This is a genomic window from Archangium sp. Cb G35, assembly GCF_001896145.1.
GTDB lineage: Bacteria > Myxococcota > Myxococcia > Myxococcales > Myxococcaceae > Archangium > Archangium violaceum.
Genome location: NZ_MPOI01000013.1, coordinates 430,127 through 451,954, shown reverse-complemented (window position 1 = coordinate 451,954; position 21,828 = coordinate 430,127). Strand labels below are relative to the sequence as shown.

The following is a 21,828-nucleotide window of genomic DNA, read 5'->3' as shown; positions in this document are numbered from 1 at the left end:
CATGAAGGCCATCCTGACGAACTTCGGCAGCACCGGAGACATCCAGCCCTTCGTGGCCCTGGCCCTGGAGTTGCGGCGCCATGGCCACCACCCCGTGCTCGCCCTGTCCCCCGCCTTCGCGGACCACGTGCGCCGCCAGGGGCTGGACTTCGCGCCCATCGGGCCGGACCTGCGCACGGTGCAGGACTCCATCAACCATTCGATGATTTCCAGCCCCTCCGTCACCGGCTCCGCCTCGCGGCTGCTCGGCCTCTTCGGGCCCCTGGCCGAGGCGCTGCCGCGGATGTTCGAGGAGCTGCGCGAGGTGAGCCGGGGCGCGGACGTGCTCATCAGCGGCCGCATGCAGCCGGCGGCGCGCATGGTGCACGACCTGACGCAGGTGCCCTTCGTCTCCATCCACGTCGAGCACAGCGGCGGCACGGAAGGCGGCAGCGGAGGCAGCCCGGCCTTCCAGGAGGCGGTGCGCGCCACCATCAACCCGCTGCGCGCCCGGCTGGGACTGCCGCCCTTCCCCAACCCGCTGGTGGACGGCAACTCGCCCCAGCTCGTGCTGTACGCCAACAGCCGTCACGTGCGCCAGGTGCCCGCTGGCCTTCCCTCGCACTTCCACTTCACCGGCTACTTCTTCCTGGAGGACGAGGCGTTCACGCCGGAGCCCGCGCTCGCCGACTTCCTGGCCGCGGGCGAGCCCCCCGTCGTCATGACCTTCGGCAGCATGCCGTACGAAGACCCCGAGGCGATGACGGACATCTTCCTGGGCGCCGCCGAGCGCGCCGGACGCCGCGCCATCATCCAGCAGGGCTGGGCGAGCCTGGCCCGGCGCACCCTGCCTCCCACGGTGCTCACCGCGGGCGTGGTTCCCCACTCGTGGCTCTTCCCGCGCGCGGCGGCCGTGGTGCACCACGGCGGCGCGGGCACCACCGCCTCCGCCTTCCGAGCCGGCGTGCCCCAGGTGCTGGTGCCCCACGCGTATGATCAATTCGTCTGGGCGGACATCGCCCACCAGCTCGGGTGCGCCGCGCCACCGCTGCCGCTGCCCCAGCTCTCCGCCCAGAGCCTGGGAGAGGCCCTCCGCGCCCTGCTCGCCTCGCCGCGAGCGCGCGAGACGGCCACCACGCTCGGAGAGCGCATCCGCGCCGAGCAGGGCGTGCTGAAGGCCCGCCAACTCATCGAGGCCCTCGTGGAACGGGTGGGACTGTCCTCCCCGGCGCGCGCGGACCTCTCCACCGACGACGATTCCGCCGAGGACGCCTCCGGGCAGGCCCTGCGGCGCAAGAACCTTCTCCAGAGACAACGAGCGAGACGACAGGATGACTGAGCGAACGGAGCAGAACGTGGACACCGCTGGCACGACGGGCCTGGAGATCGCCATCGTGGGCCTGGCCTGCCGCTTCCCGGGAGCCGGGGACGCGGAGTCCTTCTGGCGCAACCTCCGCGAGGGCGTGGAGTCCATCACCCCGCTGAAGGACGAGGAGCTGGAGGCATCCGCCATCGACTCCTCCGTGAAGACGGACCCGAACTACGTCAAGGCCGCCGCCTTCATCGAGGGCGCGGACGAGTTCGACGCCGCCTTCTTCGGCTTCACCCCCAAGGAAGCGGAGGTGATGGACCCGCAGCACCGCGTCTTCCTGGAGTGCACCTGGGAGGCGCTGGAGGACGCGGGCTATGACCCCGAGCGCCACAAGGGTGGCATCGGCGTGTACGCCGGCTCGAGGACGAACACCTACGTCTTCAACCTCTTCTCCAACCCCGCGGCCACCGGGGGGCTGAATCCCTTCGAGCTCGGCCTGGGCAACGACCTGGGCTTCCTCACCACACGCGCCTCGTACCGGCTGAACCTGCGCGGCCCGGCCTACTCGCTGCACACGGCGTGCTCCACGGCGCTGGTGTCGGTGCACCTGGCCATCCAGGGCCTGCTGGCCAATGAGTGCAACCTGGCCGTCGCGGGCGGCGTGGCCATCAACGTCCCGCAGAAGGCCGGCTACCTCTACCAGTTCGGCGGCATCACCTCGCCGGACGGCCACTGCCGCGCCTTCGACGCGAAGGCCCAGGGCACCGTCTTCGGCAGCGGCATCGGTCTGGTGGTCCTCAAGCGCCTGGAGGACGCGCTGCGCGACGGGGACACCATCCGCGCCGTCATCAAGGGCTCGGCCATCAACAACGACGGCTCGGCCAAGGCCAGCTTCACCGCGCCGGGCGTCAACGGGCAGAGCAAGGTCATCAAGGACGCGCTCGCCGCCGCCGAGGTGGACGCGCGCTCCATCTCCTACGTGGAGGCGCACGGCACCGGCACGGCGCTCGGAGACCCGATTGAAATCCGCGCCCTCACCAAGGCCTTCCGCGCGGACACCGGCGACAACGGCTTCTGCGCCATCGGCTCGGTGAAGACGAACGTGGGCCACCTGGACGCGGCGGCGGGCGCGGCCAGCCTCATCAAGGTGGTGCTGTCCATGCAGCACCGCGAGCTGGCGCCCAGCCTGCACTTCGAGAAGCCCAACCCGCAGATCGACTTCGAGAGCAGCCCCTTCTTCGTCAACACGGCGCTGCGGCCGTGGGCCCGGGGCGAGACGCCCCGGCGCGCGGGCGTGAGCTCCTTCGGCGTGGGCGGCACCAACGCCCACCTGGTGCTGGAGGAGGCACCGGCCGCGAAGGCCACCGCCCCCGGCCGGCCGTGGCAGCTCCTCGTGCTCTCCGCCAAGTCGCCCGCCGCGCTGGAGGCCGCCACCACCCGGCTGGCGGACCACCTGGAGAAGCACCCGGAGCAGGAGCTCGCGGACGTGGCCCACACGCTGCAAGTGGGCCGCCAGGGCTTCAAGCACCGGCGCGTGTTGCTGAGCCAGAACCGGGAGGACGCGGTGCGCGCGCTGCGCTCGGGTGACGCCGGACGGCTGCTCACCGGCGTGCAGGAGACGAGCAACCGTCCCGTGGCCTTCCTCTTCCCCGACTCGGACGCCCGGCTCGCGGAAGCCGCCGCGGAGCTGCACCGCGCCGAGCCGGCCTTCCGCTCCGCGTACGACACGTGCGCCGAGCGGCTCGCCACCGGACTGGGCGTGGCCCCCGGCGCGCTGCTCACGTCCGCGCAGACTTCCGAGCTGGCGCTGCCGGCCCTCTTCGCCTTCGAGTACGCGCTGGCGAAGCTGTGGATGGCCTGGGGCCTGAAGCCCGAGGTGCTGCTGGCCCACGGCGCCGGTGAGTACGCGGCGGCGTGCGTGGCCGGAGTGCTGTCGTTGGAGGACGCGGCCGCGCTGGTGGTGGCCCGGGCGAAGTCCGCGGCGGCCCCGGCGGTGAAGACCCAGGCGCCCACCGTGCGCTACGTCACCAGCGCCACCGGCACCTGGGTGGAGGCGGCGGACGTGTCGCGCCCCGGCTACTGGAGCACGCCGCGCGGCACCTCCCGTCTCGCCGAGGCCCTGAGCGAGCTGCGCAAGGAGCCCGCCCGCGTCCTGCTGGAGGTGGGCTCGGGACAGACGCTCGCCGCCCAGGAGCCGCGGGCCGCGCGGACGCTCGCGGGAGCCGCCTTCCTGTACGAGACGCTCGGCCACCTATGGCTGAGCGGCGTGGAGGTGGCATGGAGCGTCCTGTACTCGGGCGCCCGGCGCCGGCGCGTGTCCCTGCCCACCTACCCCTTCGAGCGCCAGCGCTACTGGATTGGCCCGGGCGAGAAGAGCAACGCCCAGGCCGCCTCGGGCCCGAGCGGCAAGCAGCAGGACGTGGCCAACTGGTTCCACGTCCCCACCTGGCGCCGCACCGCGCTGCCCGCGCTCCGGCGTGAGTCGCTCGCCGGCCAGCGCCACTGGCTCCTCTTCACCGACTCCCTGGGCGTGGGCGCCGCACTGGCCTCGGCCCTGGAGAAGGAGGGGCAGCAGGTCATCCGCGTGAGCCCCGGCACCGCGCTGCGCCGCGAGTCCGAGAACGCCTATACGATCGACCCCCGCGATGCCGCGCAGTACGTGGCCCTGCTGGAGGACCTGGCAGCGCGCGAGGTGCGCCCCGCGGTGTTCGTCCACCTGTGGAGCCTCACCGCGGACAGCGCCGCCTCCTCCGGACCGGCGTTCTTCCGGGAGCTGCAGTCGCTCGGCTACTACAGCCTCCTCTTCCTCGGCCAGGCCATGGCCAAGGTGCTGCCGGAGCAGGTGGTGCGGCTGGAGGTCATCTCCAACCGCCTGCACGACCTGGACGGTGAGCGGCACGCGCTGCCGGAGAAGGCCACGCTGCTGGGCCCCTGCAAGGTGATTCCGCAGGAGCAGCAGAACGTGACGAGCCGCTGCCTGGACGTGGAGCTTCCCGCTCGCGGCAACGAGGCCGTGCTGGCCGGGAAGCTGCTGGCCGAGCTGTGCACGCCCCCCACGCACCTGGTGGTGGCGTGGCGTGACACCCGCCGCTACGCCCAGGCGTACGAGCCGGTGCGGCTGGAGTCGGGAGAGCCGGCCTTCCCGCTGCGCGAGCGCGGGGTGTACCTCCTCACGGGCGGCCTGGGCGGCGTGGGTCTGCTGCTCGGCGAGCACCTGGCGGAGACGCAGAAGGCCCGGCTGGTGCTGGTGGGCCGCACCGCCCTGCCCGAGCGCGCCACCTGGGACGCGTACCTGTCCAGCCATGGCGAGAAGGACCGGCTGTCCCAGCGCATCCGCCGCGTCCAGGCGCTGGAGGCCAAGGGCGCCGAGGTGCTGGTCGTCACCGCGGACGTGTCCGACGCGGGCCAGCTCCGCGCGGCCGTGAAGCAGGCCGAGCAGCACTTCGGCGCGCTGCACGGCGTGCTGCACGCCGCGGGTATCACCAGCGGCCCGTCGCTCTACAACCCCTTCACCGACGTGGGCCCCACCGAGTCCGAGACGCAGTTCGGCCCCAAGGTGTACGGCACCTACGCCCTGGAGGAGGCCCTGCGCGGCCTGCAGCTGGACTTCGTCCTGCTCTTCTCCTCCAACGCCTCGGTGCTCGGCGGCCTCGGCTACCTCACCTACGCCGCCGCCAACGCCTTCATGGACGCGTTCGCCTCGCACCTGCGCACTCGCGGCTCCACCCGCTGGCTCAGCGCCTCGTGGGACCCCTGGCCCGAGGAGACGAAGCACTACAACGCCCGCACCAGCATGGACCAGTACGCCATGACGGTGCAGGAGAGCGCCGAGGCCTTCCGCCGCCTCGCCACCCACGGCCTGGATGGCCACGTGTCCGTCCCCACCGGTGACCTGACGCACCGGCTCGGGCTGTGGATCAACCGCGGCGCGGCCTCCCGGCAGGCGGCGTCTGGCTCCCGCGCCCGCCGCGCCAAGGGCGTCTACAAGGCCCCCACCAACGAGACGGAGCGCCTGGTGGCCGGCATCTGGCAGGAGGTGCTCGGCGTGGACCAGGTGGGCGTCCACGACGACTTCTTCGAGCTGGGTGGCCACTCGCTGCTCGCCACGCGCGTGGCCGGACGGCTGAGGACCTCGCTGGGCGTGGACCTGCCGCTGTCCAAGATGTTCGAGGTCTCCACCGTGGCCGGCCTCTCCGAGCTGGTGGCCAAGCTCCAGGCCCAGCAGGAAGACGAGCGCATGCGCGAGCTGCTCGAGCAGGTGTCCGGCCTCTCCGACGAAGAGCTCGAGCAGGAACTGGCCCGGCGCGCCGCCTCGGCCTCGGAAGACTGAGCCCCGCCCCCCTCCCCTTCGTCACCTCCTCGCCTCTCCTCCGCGTTCCATTTTATGAGCGACATCCTCAAGGACCTCAGCAAGCTCACTCCCAAGCAGCGTGCTCTCTTCGAGCTCATGCTGAAGGAGAAGCGCCGTCCGCGGCAGAGCATCGCCCGCCGCCAGGACACGGGTCCGGCCCCTGCCTCGTTCTCGCAGCAGCGGCTGTGGTTGTTGGATCAGCTCGAGGAGAGCAGCTCCTTCGCCTACAACGTGCACATCACGGTGCTGTTCTCCGGGCCGTTGGACGTGGGGGTGCTGGAGCGGGCGATCAACGAAGTGGTGCACAGGCACGAGGCCCTGCGCACCGTCTTCGCCGTGGTGGAGGGGGCCCCGGTGCAGCGCGTGCGGCCCGCCGAGCCGGTGACGATCCCCATCGACGACCTGACGGCCCTGTCCGGCGCGGAGCAGGACGCCGAGGTGGAACGCCGCACGAGCGAGGAGTCACAGAAGCTCTTCGACCTCTCGCGCGGGCCGCTGCTGCGGGGCAAGGTGCTGCGGCTGGCCGGGCAGAAGCACGTGGTGCTGGTGACGATGCACCACATGGTGACGGACCGCTGGTCGCTCGGCGTGCTGGTGCGCGAGCTGATGGCGCTCTACGAGGCGTACGCGCTCGGGCGGCCCTCGCCGCTGCCGGAGCTGCCCATCCAGTACGCCGATTACGCCGTCTGGCAGCGGGAGCAGTTCCAGGGTGAGGCCCAGCAGCGAGAGCTGGCCTACTGGAAGAAGCAGCTCACGCCGCTGCCGCCCCCGCTGGAGCTGCCCACGGACCGGCCCCGGCCGCCGCTGAAGAGCTACCGGGGCGCGCGCGCGTTCGTGAAGCTGCCGGCGAGTCTCACCCGCGCCCTCAAGGCGATGAGCCAGCAGGAAGAGGCCACGCTGTACATGCTGCTGCTCTCGGCCTTCCAGTCCGTGCTGCACCGCTACACGGGGCAGACGGACCTGTCGGTGGGCTCGCCCATCGCCAACCGCAAGCTGCCGGAGCTGGAGCTGCTCATCGGCTTCTTCGTCAACACGCTGGTGATGAGGACGGAGCTGTCGGGCAACCCCACCTTCCGCACGCTGCTCCAGCGGGTGCGCAAGACGTGCATGGAGGCCTACGCCCACCAGGACGTGCCCTTCGAGAAGCTGGTGGAGGCGCTCCAGCCAGAGCGCCACCTGAGCCGCAACCCGCTCTTCCAGGTGATGTTCTCCTTCCAGAACACGCCCCGGCAGGACCTGGCGGTGCACGGGCTGAGCTCGCAGTACCTGCTGGTGGAGCCGGGCTCGTCCAAGTTCGACCTCCTGCTGGAGCTGCGCGAGGAGACGGAGGACGAGATCACCGGCTGGTTCGAGTACGACACGGACCTGTTCGAGACGGCCACCATCCACCGGCTGCGCGAGCACTTCCTCCACGTGCTGGAGCGGGTGGCGGTGAGCATGGAGGACCGGCTCTCGGAGCTGCCGCTCATGGGCTCGCAGGAGCGCCAGCAGGTGCTGGAGGGGTGGAACGGCGCGCGCGAGGAGTACCCGCCGCGGGCCTGCATCCACACGCTCATCGAGGAGCAGGTGGAGCGGACTCCGGACGCGGTGGCGCTCACCTTCGAGGGGCGGAGTCTCACGTACCGGGAGCTGGACGCGCGCGCCAACCAGCTCGCCTGGCACCTGCGCTCGTTGGGCGTGGGGCCCGAGGTGCGCGTGGGCCTGTGCGCGGAGCGCTCGCTGGAGATGGTGGTGGGCCTGTTGGGCACGCTGAAGGCCGGCGGCGCCTACGTGCCTTTGGATCCCGGCTACCCGCTGGAGCGGCTGACGTGGATGCTCGAGGACGCGCGGCCCGCCGTGCTGCTGGCCCAGGAGCACCTGCTGCCGAAGCTGCCCGCGCATGAGGCCCGGGTGGTGTGTCTGGACAGCGATTGGGCCCGGGTGGCCGAGCAGCCCGTGGAGCGGCCTCCCGCGCTGGCCACCGCCAGCAACCTCGCCTACGTCATCTTCACCTCCGGCAGCACCGGCCGCCCCAAGGGCGCCATGAACGAGCACCACCCCGTGTGCAACCGCCTGCTGTGGATGCAGCAGGAGTACCAGCTGGGCGCCGGGGACACCGTCCTGCAGAAGACGCCCTTCAGCTTCGACGTGTCGGTGTGGGAGTTCTTCTGGCCACTGATGGTGGGCGCGCGCCTGGTGCTGGCGCGGCCGGGCGGACACCAGGAGCCCGCGTACCTGGTGGACCTCATCTCCCGGGAGGGCATCACCACGCTGCACTTCGTGCCCTCGATGTTGCAGGCCTTCCTGGAGGAGCCCCGCCTGGAGCGGTGCGCCAGCCTGCGTCGGGTGATGTGCAGCGGCGAGGCCCTGCCCGTGGACCTCGAGGAGCGCTGCCTGCAGCGGCTGTCCTGGGCGGGGCTGCACAACCTCTACGGCCCCACCGAGGCGGCCGTGGACGTGACGTACCACGCCTGCGAGCGCGGACATGGCAGGCGCTCGGTGCCCATCGGGCGCCCGGTGGCCAACACGCAGATGCGCGTGCTGGACGCGAACCTCCAGCCGGTCCCGATGGGCGTGGCGGGAGAGCTGTACATCGGCGGAGTGCAGGTGGGGCGCGGCTACCTCCGGCGCCCGGAGCTGACGGCCGAGCGGTTCATCCCGGACCCCTTCAGCCAGACGCCCGGAGCACGGCTCTACCGCACCGGAGACCTGGGCCGCTGGCTGTCCAATGGCGAGCTCGAGTACATCGGCCGCGCCGACTTCCAGGTGAAGGTGCGTGGCTTCCGCATCGAGCTGGGAGAGATCGAAGCCGTCCTGGAGCAGGACGCGAGCGTGCAGCAGGCCGTGGTGGTGGCGCGCGAGGACGTGCCCGGCAACAAGCGGCTGGTGGCCTATGTCATGGGACGCTTGGGCCAGAAGGTGGACGTCCGCGCGCTGCGCGAGCACGCCCAGGGGAAGCTGCCCGAGTACATGGTGCCTCCCGTCATCATGGTGTTGGAGGCGCTCCCGCTGAGCCCCAACGGCAAGGTGGACAGGAAGGCGCTCCCGGCCCCCTCGTTCGAGCGCGCGGAGCGCCGGTACGTGGCCCCGTCCACGCCCACCCAGCAGCTCCTCGCCACCATCTGGGCCGAGGTGCTGCGCGTGGAGAAGGTGGGAACGGAGGATGACTTCTTCGCCCTCGGAGGCCACTCGCTGCTGGCCACCCAGGTCGTCTCCCGCGTGCGCTCCGCCCTCGGCGTGGAGCTGCCCCTGCGCGCCATCTTCGAGGCCCCCACCGTGGCCGGCCTCTCCCGCCGGCTCCCGGCGACGGGCCGCACCCAGGCACCGCCCCTGGTGTCCGTGTCCCGTGACGGAGCGCTGCCCCTCTCCTTCTCCCAGCAACGTCTGTGGTTCCTCGATCAGCTCGAGCCGGCCAGCGCCACCTACAACATTCCCTCCGCCTTCCTCGTCTCCGGACAGCTGGACGTGGAGGCCCTGCGGCGCGCCGTCGAGACGCTCGTCGCCCGTCACGAGTCGCTGCGCACCACCTTCCACACGGGTGAAGAACAGCCGCTCCAGCGCATCCACGCGCCCTCTTCGTGGACCCTGCCCGTGGTGGATCTCCGCTCGCTCGCCGAACCCGAGCGTCAGGCAGAGGCGCGTCGGCGCTCCGAGCAGGAGGCCCAGCGCGGCTTCTCGCTAGAGCACGGTCCGCTGCTGCGCACCACGCTGCTGAAGCTCGCTGAGCAGGAGCACCTGCTGCTGGTGACGATGCACCACATCGTCTCCGACGGCTGGTCCATGGGTGTGCTGGTGCGTGAGGTGGCTTCCTTCTACGAGGCCTTCTCCTCCGGCCGCACGCCTCAGCTGCCCCAGCTGCCCGTGCAGTACGCCGACTACGCCTCCTGGCAGCGCCAGTGGCTGCGTGACGAGGCTCTCCAGTCCCAGCTCTCCTACTGGCGTCAGCAGCTTGCCGGTGCGCCTCCCGCCCTGGAGCTGCCCACCGACAGGCCTCGCCCCTCCGTCCAGTCCTACCGCGGTGCTCAGCTGCCCATTCAGCTGCCCCGCCCCCTTTCCGACTCCCTCCTGGCCCTCTGCCAGCGCGAGTCCACCACCCCCTTCATGGTGCTGCTGGCTTCCTTCCAGCTGCTCCTCTCTCGCTACTCCGGCCAGGACGACATCTGCGTCGGTACCCCCATCGCCGGCCGCGACCGCTCCGAGCTCGAGGGCCTCATCGGCTTCTTCGTCAACACCCTCGTCCTGCGCTCTCGCGTGCAACCTCGTGCTTCCTTCCGCTCGCTGCTGGCCCAGGTGCGCTCCTCCACCCTGGCCGCCTATGAGCACCAGCACCTGCCCTTCGAGAAGCTCGTCGAGGAGCTGCTTCCCGCTCGTGACCTCAGCCGCAGCCCTCTCTTCCAGGCCCTCTTCACCCTTCAGAACGCTCCTCTCGACGCTCTGCAGTTGCCTGGCCTGAGCTTCCAGCCGCTGCCCGCCGACAGCGCCACCTCCAAGTTCGACCTCTCCCTCTCCCTCACCGAGTCCCCCGAGGGCTTCTCCGGCGTCTTCGAGTACAACACCGACCTCTTCGACTCCTCCACGCTCCAGCGCATGGCCGGCCACTTCCAGGTGCTGCTGGAGTCGGTGCTCACCAACCCCGACGCGCCCCTGGCGTCCGCTGCCATCCTCTCCTCGTCCGAGCGTCACCAGCTCCTCGTGGACTGGAATGCCACCGGCGCGGACTTCCCCCAGGATGAGTGCCTGCACCACCTCTTCGAGGCCCAGGTGCGGCGTACCCCCGAGGCCACCGCCGTCATCTCCGAGCACGGCCGCCTCACCTACCGGGAGTTGGAAGCTCGCTCCAACCAGCTCGCCCGGCGTCTGCGTGCCATGGGCGTCGGCCCCGAGTCCCGCGTCGGCCTGTGCGTCGAGCGCAACCCCGACATGCTCGTGGCCCTCCTCGCCATCCTCAAGGCCGGTGGTGCCTACGTCCCGCTGGACCCCACCTACCCCAAGGAGCGCCTCGCCTGGCTCCTCGAGGACGCCCAGGGCCCCGCCCTCCTCGCCCACTCCCACCTGCTGTCCGCGCTCCCTCCGCACTCCATCCCCACCGTGTGCCTGGACTCCGATGCGGACGCGCTCTCCCGTGAGTCCACGCAGCCCCTGGCCGACTCGCCCCTGCCCGGCAACCTCGCCTACCTCATCTACACCTCCGGCAGCACCGGCAGGCCCAAGGGCGTGAGCATCTCCCACCGCAACGCCGTCGCCTTCCTGCACTGGGCCCTCTCCGTCTTCCAGCCCCAGGAGTTGCGCGGTGTGCTCGCCTCCACCTCGCTCAACTTCGACCTCTCCGTCTTCGAGCTCTTCGCTCCCCTGGCTTGCGGCGGTGGCGTGGTGCTCGCTCGCAACGCCCTGCACCTGGCCGAGCTGTCCACCGCCTCCGCGGTGACGCTTCTCAACACCGTCCCCTCCGCCATGGAGCAACTGCTGCGCATGGGCGCGGTGCCTCCCTCCGTGTGCACCGTCAACCTCGCCGGTGAGGCCCTGCCCCAGACGCTCGCCTCTCGCGTCTACCAGGTGCCCACCATCCGCCGTCTCTACAACCTCTACGGCCCCTCCGAGGACACCACCTACTCCACCTTCACCCTGGTGCGTCCCGGTGAGGTGCCCCCCATCGGCCGTCCCATCTCCAACTCCCAGGCCTACGTCCTCGACGCCCACCTGCACCCGGTGCCCGTGGGCGTGCTGGGCGAGCTGTACCTGGCCGGCGAGGGCCTGTCCCGCGGCTACCTGCACCGTCCGGAGCTCACCGCCGAGCGCTTCCTGCCCAACCCCTTCGGCCCCCAGGGCAGCCGCATGTACCGCACCGGCGACAGGGTGCGTCTGCGTCCCGACGGCGTGCTGGAGTACTTCGGCCGCGTCGACTTCCAGGTGAAGGTGCGTGGCTTCCGCATCGAGCTGGGTGAAGTCGAGTCCTCCCTGCGTCTGCACCCCTCCGTGCGCGACTGCGTCCTGCTGGCGCGCGAGGACTCCCCCGGTGACAAGCGTCTGGTCGCCTACGTGACGGGCCGTGATTCCCAGCCACTCAGCCCCGCTCCCCTGCGCGACTTCCTGCGCCAGCGGCTGCCCGAGTACATGGTGCCCTCGGCCTTCGTGGTGCTGGCGGCCCTGCCCCTCACTTCCAACGGCAAGGTGGACCGCAAGGCCCTGCCCCCGCCCGAGGCGTCCACGGAGACCCACGACTTCATCGCGCCGAGGGATACGCTGGAGCTGGAGCTGGCCCGGATCTTCGAGGAGCTGCTGGGCGTGCATCCCGTGGGAGCGCGCGGCGACTTCTTCGCACTCGGTGGCCACTCGCTGCTGGCGGTACGGCTTCAGGCGCTCGTCCAGGAGCGGACGGGCCACGCCCTGCCCCTGGCCTCGCTCTTCCAAGCGCCCACGGTGGAGCAGCTCGCCACGCGGCTGCGGCGGGGTGAGGCGGGCCCGTGGTCGCCGCTGGTTCCCATCCAGCCCAGGGGCTCGCGGCGTCCCTTCTTCTGCGTGCACCCGGTGGGCGGCAACGTCCTGTGCTACGCGGAACTGGCGCGCCAGCTCGGGCCGGATCGGCCCTTCTACGGGCTCCAGTCCCAGGGGCTGGTGTCCTCGAGCCCGCCCCCGTTGGAGCGCATCGAGGAGATGGCCGCGCTCTACGTGGAGGCCGTGCGCACCGTGCAGCCCGAGGGCCCCTATCTGCTGGGTGGCTGGTCCCTGGGTGGCGTGGTGGCCTTCGAGATGGCGCGGCAGCTCGAGCAGCGCGGTGAGCGCGTGGAGGTGCTCGCGCTCATCGATCCCAGCCCCGCCATGGCCTCCGCGACACCAGTCCCCGAGGACACCGGAGCCCAGGTGGCCTCGCTGTTCGCCATGGACCTGGGGCAGCTCGGGCGCATGGAGCTCCCCGCGGAGCTGCTGGCCCAGGGCGACTCCGAGGCCCTGTTGCGGCACCTGCTCGAGGAGGGCCGGAAGGCTGGGCTGCTGGTGCCGGAGGTGGGGCTCGAGCAGCTCCGGGCACTGCGGGACGTCTTCACCCACAACCTCCGCGCGCTCCACCAGTACGTGCCGCGCCCCATCGGAAGCGGGCTCACCGTGCTGCGCGCGAGCGAGTCCCCAGATGGGGACAGCCAGGATCGGGGTTGGGGAACACTCGCCCGGTCCGGCGCGCAGGTGCTGGAAGTACCCGGAGACCACTACGCCCTGCTGCGCGCGCCACACGTCCAAGTGCTCGCGGAGAGACTGGCCGGGCTGCTCGCACGAGCCGACGCGCTCCCGGGCGCCACGCGGGAGGAGCGGGGCTGAGTCCCTGACGAGGCGAGGATGGGGGTGCCGCGGCCCCTCCGAGGAACCGCGCCGGCTACGCCGCCCAGCGGCGCACGATGCGGTCCGTGGCCTCGGCCTGGGCCGCATCCGCCAGCAGCTCCATGCCCATGCCGCGTGCCCCCAGCCGGACGCGCCCACTGCCGGCGGCGGGTCCCGAGCGCACCTCGTCCGCGTGCCACAGCTCTCCCCCGCTGGCGAGCACCACCTGCCGCATGCGCACGTCGAACTCCGGCTCCGACAGCAGCCGCATCTGCTCCACGAGCAGCTCCACCGTCACGTCCGCCTCGGGCTTCCGCGTCCCCGGACCCGTGAGGACACGGAAGACCTCGGCATAGCGCTCGGCCGGGAGGAACGCGGCGTAACCGGGCCGGAGCACCGCCACCCCGGGCTCGGCCTTCTGAGTGGAACGCGTGCGCTCCGGGGCACGCCAGGCCGGGAGCACCGACACCTCGTGCACCCGCGGCGTGCCGTCCACCGAGCCCGCGAAGGGCGACTGCCGGTGCAGGTCCAACAGCGAGGCGAGCAGGCCCGCGCGGCCCGCGTGGCGCACGGTGAAGGCGCGGTCGCCCTCGACGCGCACCTCGCCCCAGGCCGGCAGCGCGGAGATGCCCTTGGAGCCAATGGACGCCAGCGACACCTGCACTGGCTCGCCGAAGCGCGGCTGCCACATCAGCCGCTTCGCGGTGAGCCAGAAGCGCCCCGTGCACCGCAGGTAGTAGTAGAGGACGAGCGCCCCGCCCGCGAAGAGCATGGGCGCGGGCCTGCCGAACCGCTCCAGCCCGTAGCGGTTGGTGATGGCCAGCAGCGCGAACACCCACGTGCCGGGCCAGGAGAGCAGATTCCTCAATCCCTGCCGGCCCTCGAGCAGCACCGGCTCGTCACCCCCGGGCGCCTCGGGACGCGGCTCGCTCAGCAACGTCTCCAGGCGGCCGAGCACCTCGCCCAGCGATGCCCCACCCCGCCGGGTGAAGTGGGAGAGCCGCTTGCGCGCGAGCACCTCCAGCCGCTCGCGCTGCCGCAGCAGTCCCGGAGAGCCGCCGGCGTCCCGGGCCAGCAGCTCACGCAGGGACGGCTCCAGCCGCAACGCCTCACGCAGCCAGTCCGGTTGCGCGCGCATCAGGCGCTTCCAACGCGGCGAACGCATCACCCGCAGCAGCCCGGTGTAGCAAGCACCCCCCTGGGCCATGAGCTCCCCGGTCTCGCGTACGCCGGACCCGGAATCGTCCTCGAAGAGAGTGCCGGTATCGGAGTGGGCGACGACGTTAGGGGATGCCTGGAGCATGCCGTGAGTCCTCTCGACAGTTCCCCTACCCAACGGCCTGGACCCGGGGTTTCCATCCAGGTCACGAATCCTTGACAGCGGTGCCGCGCCTGGGGGGCGAACAGCCAAGCATAACGCCCCCTCCTGACCGCCCGCCAACCCGAGCGACCGTGACGCACGGCGTCAACCGTCAGCCCCCGCGGCGCCGCATGCCCCCGTCCGTGGACGGCTCGTACTGAAGGAGCGGCGGCACCAGCGGCAGGCGGAGCTTGAAGCAGGTGCCCTTCCCCTCCTCGCTCTCCACCTCGATGCGGCCCCCGTGCGACTTCACGATGCCGTGCACCACCGACAGCCCCAGCCCCGTCCCCTCGCCGGCGGGCTTGGTGGTGAAGAAGGGCTCGAAGAGGTGGCGCTTCGTCTCCTCGGACATGCCCGTGCCGGTGTCGCTCACCTCCACGTGGAGGGAGTCCCCATCGCGGCGCGTGCGGATGCGCACCTCTCCACCAGAGGCCGTGGCCTGCCCGGCGTTCACCAGCAGGTTCACCAGCACCTGGACGATCTGCCTCGGCCGGCCCACCGAGTGGCCCACGCCTCCCAGTTCCTTCTCCACCCGCACATGGCTCAGCTGGCCGTGGGCGATCCGCAGCGCCGTCTCCACCTCGGTGTCGAGCTCGTACGAGGTGTGGGCCTCCGGATCTCCCCGCGCGAAGCGGCGCAGGTCCCCGACGATGGTGTTCACCCGCTTGATGCCGTCCAGCGTGGCCGGGAGCACGTCGTCCACGTACTCCTTCATCACCTCGGGCAGGTCCGGCTCGTCGCGCAGGTCCCGGAGCATCGAGTGGACGTTGCTCGTCACGAAGCTCATCGGGTTGTTGATTTCATGCGCCACGCCCGCCGCCAGCATGCCCAGGCTGGACAGCCGCTCCTGCTCCAGCGCCCGCTGATGCAGTTGCTGCAACTCCTGGTGCGCGGCCTCCAGCTCGCCGTGGGTCCGCGCCAACGCCTGGTGGGTCTTCTCCAGCTCCTCGCGCTGCCGCAGCACCTGCTCCAGCACCCCGCGCAGCGCGGTGATCCGCTTCTCCGACACCAGGAAGCCGAAGACGGCCAGCAGGAGGAACGCCGCGGACGTGCCCGGCTCGGCGCCCGAGCCCAGCGCCACCCCGGCCACCCCGGCCAGGTAGATGACCGTGCGAAGGCGGACCCACCGGTCCATCCCGGAGAACAGCAGCAGGCTGTAGGGCACGAACACCCACGCCAGCGGATGCCAATGCGTCGCGGTGCCCCCCACCAGGCTCCCCGCCAGATTGGCGAGCATCCGCACCGTCTCCGCCATGGCCCGGCCGCCGCGCCGGGACACCCACTCGACGAGCCACACGTTGACGAAGCCGAGCACCACCCACACGCCCGCCAGCGCGAGGAGCACGGGCCACTGGCCCCAGAACCAGATGAACAGCGCCACGTTGAACACGACCGGCCCCAGGCCCGCGACGAGCTGGCTGCCCCGGTCGAATGGCTCCGTATCCGCGTCCACCGAGGCCTGCTTCGCGTGGGCGTCCATGGGTGCCGCGGAACGGCTCAGGGTCCCGACGAGGTGGCCGGTCCCGGGCCCTGTCCCTGTCCGCCTAGCAGGGCACGCACGTCGGCCACCAGGCGATCGTCGTCCCAGGGCTTGCTGATGAAGTGGGAGATGACCCCGGACTCGGACCCACCCGACAGGTCCGCGTGCCCGGAGATGAGGATGCGCGCGGCCCGGGGCGCGATGCGCAGCACCTGCCCGAGCAGTTCCAGCCCGTTCATCCCCCGCATGCGGAAGTCGGAGATGACGACGTCCGCCTCGAAGGTGGCCAGCTTCTCGATGGCCTCCTGGCCATTGAGCGCCACCTCGATGGAGAAGCCCTCGCGCCTCAGCAGGCGGCGGAGGGCTCCAACGACATGCACTTCATCATCGACGATGAGAATCCTGGCCATGGGGGCTCCGAGCCGCACCGGCACGTGCCTGCACCCTACACCAGATGCGGGAAGTGCTCGTGCCGGGACACTGGGTGGACAGGACGGCGGACGCTCGAGTGCCGGCATGCCGCAAGAGCGGCCAGCCGGAGGGCTTCAGGGAGACAACATGGGGCGTGAGAAGGGCAGGCATGGGACAGCGGCCACGAAGACAGGGAAATCCTGATGTCAGGAACTCCTCCGGGTCCCGATGATTCCTGGCCCGGCCCTCAAACAAGGAGACTCCCGAAAGAATAACAGAGACCGTCCCGCGCGGCGCGAGATCAACGTGTTTTCGGAGTGGGGCCACCGGACAGTTGGGAGGCCAGCCGCAGCAAGTCCCTCAGGATGCGGCCGGTGGCCCCCCAGATGACGTGGGTGCCATAGGTATAGAAGTCCACGTCGTACTCCACGCCACGCACATGGCGGCGCTCGGTGCGGCGGATGGCCGGGTCGAGGAGGACCTCCAGGGGCACCTCGACGATGAACTCCACCTCGTCCGGGTTGGGCCGGTACTCCAGGCCGTGGGGGATGACGCCCACGAAGGGCTGGATGCGGAACTCGGTGAGGGTGGGCACCTCGTCCAGGGGGCCGAGCACGCGCACCCCGGACACGTCGATGCCCAGCTCCTCGCGCGTCTCGCGCAGGGCGGTGTGCAGGGGGGAGGGGTCCTCGGGATCCCTCGAGCCACCGGGGAAGGAGTACTGGCCGGCGTGGTGGCGCAGCGTGGTGGGGCGCTTGGTGAAGAGGACGTGGGGGGCACCGTCGCGCACGAGGAGGGGCACCAGCACCGCGGCCTCGCGCATCACGACCCCGGGCAGGTTCAGGGCCCGGGGGGCCCGGGTGGCCAGGTGAGTCTCCAGCGCGTCGAAGAGTGCGTCCACGGCTCAGTCCGTTCCCTGCCTCTCCACGGGGACCGTCAGAGGCTTGTTGGGGGTATCCACATTCTCCACTCCGGACAAGGGGCGGAGGATGCCCTGGTTGAGCAGCACCAGCAGCACCACGCCCAGCACCACCCGGTAGACGATGAAGACGAGGGTGGAGCGCTTGCGCAGGTAGCTCAACAACCAGGCGATGGCGGCCCATCCCGAGGCGAAGGCCACCAGCGTGCCCGTCACCAGGGCCATGGTGGAGGGGCGCTCGGTGGCCTCCAGCAGGTGCTTGAGCTCGAAGATGCCGGCCAGGGAGGTGGCGGGGATGGAAAGCAGGAAGGAATAGCGCGCCGCGTCCTCGCGCCGCAGGCCCAGGGACAGGGCGCCGGTGATGGTGGTGCCCGAGCGCGAGGCGCCGGGAATGAGAGCGAGTGCCTGCCACAGCCCGACGATGAGGCCATCGCGCCAGCGCATGTCGTCCAGGGTGCGCTTGTGGGAGGCCATCCGCTCCACGACGAAGAGGATGAGGGCGAGGACGATGAGGCTGCCGGAGATGACGTAGAGGGAGCGGAGGGAGCCCTCGATGGTCTTCTTGAAGGCCAGGCCGCAGATGCCGATGGGCAGGGTGCCGATGAGGACGAACCAGGCCAGGCGCGAGTCGGTGGTGCCGAAGGGCTCGCGCCGCGCGAGGCCCTGGAAGAAGGCGCGCAGGAGGGTGACGATGTCCTTGCGGAAGTAGATGAGGACGGCGGCCACGGTGCCGAGCTGGATGACGGCGGAGTAGGCGGCGCCGGGGTCGGGCCAGCCGAGGAGCTCCGGGACGATGCGCAGGTGCGCGGTGGAGCTGATGGGGAGGAACTCGGTCAGTCCCTGGACCAGCCCGAGGACGATGGCTTGAAGGAGGCTCATACGTGTGGGGAAGTGGATGTATGCGCTACCCTGCGGGGCAGCAAGAGCCTTCGTCGCTGGCTGTCGTCCGGGAACGTCCATGCCCCCTGCCCCCCCCTGTCCCTGCACCTCCGGCCTGCGCTACCGCGAGTGTTGTGCGCGTTACCATCGAGGAGAAGCGGAGGCACCGGACGCCGAGGCGCTGATGCGCTCGCGTTACAGCGCCTTCGCGCTGAAGGAGGTGGAGTACCTGTGGCGCACGCTGCACCCGGAGCATCCGGACCGGGCGAGGCCGAAGGAGGAGATGCTGCGCGAGCTGCGGGCGGTGGCGAGCGGGCACAAGTACCCGAGGTTGCAGGTGCTGGACCGCCAGCCGCCGGACGAGACGGGGAAGGCGGTGGTGCTCTTCTACGCGCGCATCTTCGAGAAGGGGAAGGACCGCTCGTTCGTGGAGCGGTCGGAGTTCCGTCACGATGGGACGGGGTGGCGCTATCTGTCGGGAGACGGCTTCCCGGCGAGCGAAAGCCCCCGGCCCCCCGAGACCCTCACCCTGGCCAATTTCCCCTCTCCCACCGGGAGAGGGACGGGGTGAGGGTATCAAGGACCCCGGGTTGCCCCCGTGCCCCTACTCGGCGGGAATCGGGAGGGCCCGAAGCACGCGGTTCTCGCCCACCTGGATGCGCAGCAGCAGCACGGAACCGGGCTTCTGGGCCCTGACGATCTGCGCGAACTCACGCGGGTTGCGAACCTGTTTGGCGGCGGCCTCGACGATGACCATGCCGGGCTGGAGGCCGGCGCGGTCCGCGGGAGAGCCCGGGTCCACGGCGACGACCATGGCGCCCTGCCGGACGCCCGGGGCCATGCGCGGATCCACCTCCTGGAGCCGCAGGCCCAGCTTGCGGCCGGTGTCCTCCTCGCGGCCCTGCTCGGGGCTGACGTCATTGCCCTCGAGGTCCGGGCGCTCGCCGAGCTTCACCGGCACCTCCTGCTGCTTGCCGTTGCGGAAGACGGTGAGCTTCACGGTCTCGCCGGGCGCGCGGAAGCCGATGTCCCGGGTAAGGCCGCGCGAGGACTCGACGGGCGTGCCGTTGATGGAGGTGATGACGTCATCCTGCTTGATGCCGGCCTTCTCGGAGGGAGTGTCCTCCTGTATGCCGGTGACGATGGCGCCCTTGCGTGCCGGCACGTTGAGCGCCTGGGCGAGCTCCGGCGTCAGGTCCTGCACCGACACGCCCAGCCAGCCGCGGCGGATCTTCCCCTTCTGCAACTGGGGCAGGAGCGCCTTGGCCATGTTGGCGGGGACGGCGAAGCCGATGCCCGAGCCGCCACCGACGATGGCGGTGTTGATGCCGACGACCTCGCCCTTCATGTTGAAGAGAGGCCCGCCCGAGTTGCCCGGGTTGATGGCGGCATCCGTCTGCAGGAAGTTGTCATAGGGGCCGGCCTGGATGTCGCGCGCGCGGGCCGAGAGGATGCCGGCGCTGACGCTGGAGGTGAGGCCGAACGGGTTGCCGATGGCCACCACCCCGTCACCCACGCGGATGTCATCCGAGTTGCCGAGCCGGGCCACCGGCAGGTTGCGGACGTTGCCCTGGAGTTGGATGAGGGCCAGGTCGGTGAGCGGATCCCTCCCGAGCACCTTGGCGTCGAACTCGCGGCCATCGGTGAGGCGCACGCGGATGTCGATGGCGTTCTCCACCACGTGGTTGTTGGTGAGGATGAGCCCGTTGGAGTCGATGATGAAACCCGAGCCCTCGCCCTGCTGGACGCGCTCCTCGGGGACGCCGCCGGGCGGCATGCCCTGGCCTCCGGGGGCGCCGAAGAAGCGCTCGAACAGGTCGCCCGGGATGCCCTCCATGGCGGGGGCGCGCGCCTGGACCTGCACGTTGACGACGGTGTCATTCACGGCCTCGACCAGGTCCGCGATGGACTGCATGGGCCCCGAGCCGCCCACCGCAGCGGGTTGTTTGGGAGCAGGCTGGGGCTGTTGCGCCTGCTGAGCCTGGCCGGCGCCTCCCGTAGCCGGAGCCTGGTCCTCGGAAGGAGACGCGGGAGCTCGGGCCTCGGGTTGCTCCGCCGCGGGCCGCGCGGGCGCGGGTTCCCGGGTGCGCGCCTCACACCCGGTGGCGACCACCAGCATGAGGGCATTGAACAGGACGAATTGCTGCCAGAAGGCCGAGCGGGCGTACTTCATCGAAGGGCATCCTCCCTTCGAGGGAAGATGAGGACCCCCCGCCGACTGACAACCACACGGCACGAAGGAGCGGACGGGCCGGGCAACCCTCGGCCGCTCCCTCCCTACAGCCCCTGCATGTCGTAGCTGGAGGGCACGTCCACGTGGAAGGCGAGGTCCACGGAGCGCTGCTCCGAGGGGGCCAGCGTCAGCTTCCAGGTGACGATGCCATCCATCTCCGCTACCGCGTGGCCGGGCGTCGTCTTCTTGGCGTCCAGCGCCACCGTGACGTCATCGAGCTCGGAGACGGGGATGTGCTCGGCCACCTCCACCACCTCGGGGCGCTGGCGGTAGTTGGCCAGGTTGAAGCGGTAGGCATAGTGGAAGCGGCGCCGGCCGCCGAAGAGTCCCTCGTCGCGGGCGATCTCCTGCACCACCACGCGCTCCACACGCAGCGACTCCTCGAGGCCGAAGGTGAGCTGGAAGGCACCGCCCTGGGGCACCTGCTCCAACTGCTGGCGGCCGATGAAGCCGGAAGCACGGAACATGTCCACGGGGCCCGGCAGCAACGGGAAGGGCGCGCCGTTGAAGAGGCTGGCCACGCGGAACACCACCGGGTGCAGCTTGGGCACGGTGCGCCAGGTGAAGGAGGACTTCAGCTTCGTGCGCGCCACGCGCAGCCGCACGGCCGCGCCCTCTCCGGGCACCTGGGCCAGCTCGGGCACCAGCAGTTGCACGGAGATGCCCTGCGAGGCCGCCTGGAGCGCACCGTCCGTCTCCCCCGGCGTCTGTCCACCGGCCTGGGCGTGCTGCTGCACCTCTTCGCGGCGGACCAGCACCTTCTTCTCGGCGCGGCGCTCCCAGGCCTTCAACGTGAGGGGCTTCAACTCAGGCGGCGTCGCGTTGTCCCGGGGCCGGGCGGTGGAGAGCGACAACCGCACCCCGCGCCAGTCCTCGCCAGTGGACTGGCTCACGGTGGCGAAGGTGGAGAGCTCCACCTGGCCCGCGGCCTCGTCGGCGCGCGCCTCGTAGGAGGGCGTCCAGCCCGCGCCGCCCACCACGTACTGCAGTTCCACACGGGCACGGCCCTCGGAGGGACAGGCCAGCCGCACCTCCACCCGGCGCTCCATGCGCGCGGCCGAGGCGGAGAGGAACGACTCCCGGCCCCGCAACGAGTCCAACTCCCGCTGCACCTCGCGCATGCGGGCGGCCCGGGCGGACAGCTCGGAGGCGGCGCGCAACCGGGCGTCCAGCGCGGTGTCGAAGGCCTGGGTCCACGCACGGGAATCCGGTTTCGGCTCGGTGAGCTCGCGCGTCACCCGCTTCACCGTCACCTCGGTGAGGCTCTCACCGAGCTGCTGCAGCGACTGGGCACGGGCGCGGGCGTCCACCAATTCCGACATCTCGCGCTCCAGCGTCTCGCGCTTCTTGCGCAGGGCTTCCAGCTCCGGGCCGAACTCCTCCTGGCGCGTGCGCTCCTCGGCCACGAGGCTCTCCACGGTGGCGTCCTCGGAGCGGGCGCGGAAGCTGGAGGGGTCCGCGGCGGGCGGCACGGACTCGAAGACGGCGAGCGGGCGGCCGGTGCAGGCCACCGTCTCCACGCGCGTCACCAGGGCGCGGTCCGGGTAGACGACGACGGAGGACACCTTCGCGGGGGCGGCGAGCGCCAGCATCATCAAGGGCAGGGTGTGCATGGTG

General features: G+C 71.0%; 11 protein-coding genes. 4 read left to right on the top strand and 7 right to left on the bottom strand.

Annotated elements, in window-relative coordinates:
* Position 1: 1 nt before the first annotated feature.
* The 3 genes from BO221_RS36625 to BO221_RS36615 are packed head-to-tail and all read left to right on the top strand — an operon-like array spanning position 2 to position 12,929.
* Entirely contained in the window at positions 2-1,318 is a 1,317-nt protein-coding gene (locus BO221_RS36625; protein WP_073565475.1) for a glycosyltransferase, read from the top strand.
* Positions 1,311-5,621 carry a type I polyketide synthase gene (locus tag BO221_RS36620; protein ID WP_073565474.1) on the top strand — a complete coding sequence of 1,437 codons (4,311 nt, stop codon included), beginning with the start codon at positions 1,311-1,313 and terminating at the stop codon, positions 5,619-5,621. Before BO221_RS36625 ends, BO221_RS36620 begins: the two co-directional genes overlap by 8 nt.
* A gap of 54 nt (positions 5,622-5,675) precedes the next feature.
* Positions 5,676-12,929: a non-ribosomal peptide synthetase gene (locus tag BO221_RS36615; RefSeq protein WP_073565473.1), complete on the top strand. Its 7,254-nt coding sequence runs from the start codon at positions 5,676-5,678 to the stop codon at positions 12,927-12,929.
* A gap of 55 nt (positions 12,930-12,984) precedes the next feature.
* On the opposite strand, the gene BO221_RS36610 is transcribed toward BO221_RS36615, so the two are convergent.
* The 5 genes from BO221_RS36610 to BO221_RS36590 form a co-directional block, all read right to left on the bottom strand.
* Positions 12,985-14,232, bottom strand: a complete 1,248-nt coding sequence (locus BO221_RS36610) for a hypothetical protein (RefSeq protein WP_073565472.1) — start codon at positions 14,230-14,232, stop codon at positions 12,985-12,987.
* 169 nt (positions 14,233-14,401) lie between these two features.
* Complete coding sequence (locus tag BO221_RS36605) at positions 14,402-15,769, bottom strand: ATP-binding protein (RefSeq protein ID WP_073565471.1); 1,368 nt, start codon at positions 15,767-15,769, stop codon at positions 14,402-14,404.
* Positions 15,770-15,786: 17 nt separating this feature from the next.
* Entirely contained in the window at positions 15,787-16,179 is a 393-nt protein-coding gene (locus BO221_RS36600; protein ID WP_043413474.1) for a response regulator, read from the bottom strand.
* A gap of 302 nt (positions 16,180-16,481) precedes the next feature.
* Positions 16,482-17,081: a CoA pyrophosphatase gene (locus BO221_RS36595; RefSeq protein ID WP_073565470.1), complete on the bottom strand. Its 600-nt coding sequence runs from the start codon at positions 17,079-17,081 to the stop codon at positions 16,482-16,484.
* Positions 17,082-17,084: 3 nt separating this feature from the next.
* Complete coding sequence (locus BO221_RS36590) at positions 17,085-17,978, bottom strand: undecaprenyl-diphosphate phosphatase (RefSeq protein ID WP_073565469.1); 894 nt, start codon at positions 17,976-17,978, stop codon at positions 17,085-17,087.
* 79 nt (positions 17,979-18,057) lie between these two features.
* Here BO221_RS36590 and BO221_RS36585 point away from each other — a divergent pair, with 79 nt between their 5' ends.
* On the top strand, positions 18,058-18,549 hold the full coding sequence (locus BO221_RS36585) for a YchJ family protein (RefSeq protein WP_073565468.1): 492 nt from the start codon (positions 18,058-18,060) through the stop codon (positions 18,547-18,549).
* A 33-nt stretch (positions 18,550-18,582) separates the two neighbouring features.
* Here BO221_RS36585 and BO221_RS36580 read toward each other — a convergent pair whose 3' ends face one another.
* Positions 18,583-20,151 (bottom strand): Do family serine endopeptidase, encoded by a 1,569-nt coding sequence (locus BO221_RS36580; protein ID WP_073565467.1) that lies wholly within the window; start codon positions 20,149-20,151, stop codon positions 18,583-18,585.
* 104 nt (positions 20,152-20,255) lie between these two features.
* A complete protein-coding gene (locus BO221_RS36575; protein ID WP_073565466.1) occupies positions 20,256-21,824 on the bottom strand; it encodes a mucoidy inhibitor MuiA family protein in 1,569 nt (522 codons plus the stop codon).
* Positions 21,825-21,828 lie beyond the last annotated feature (4 nt).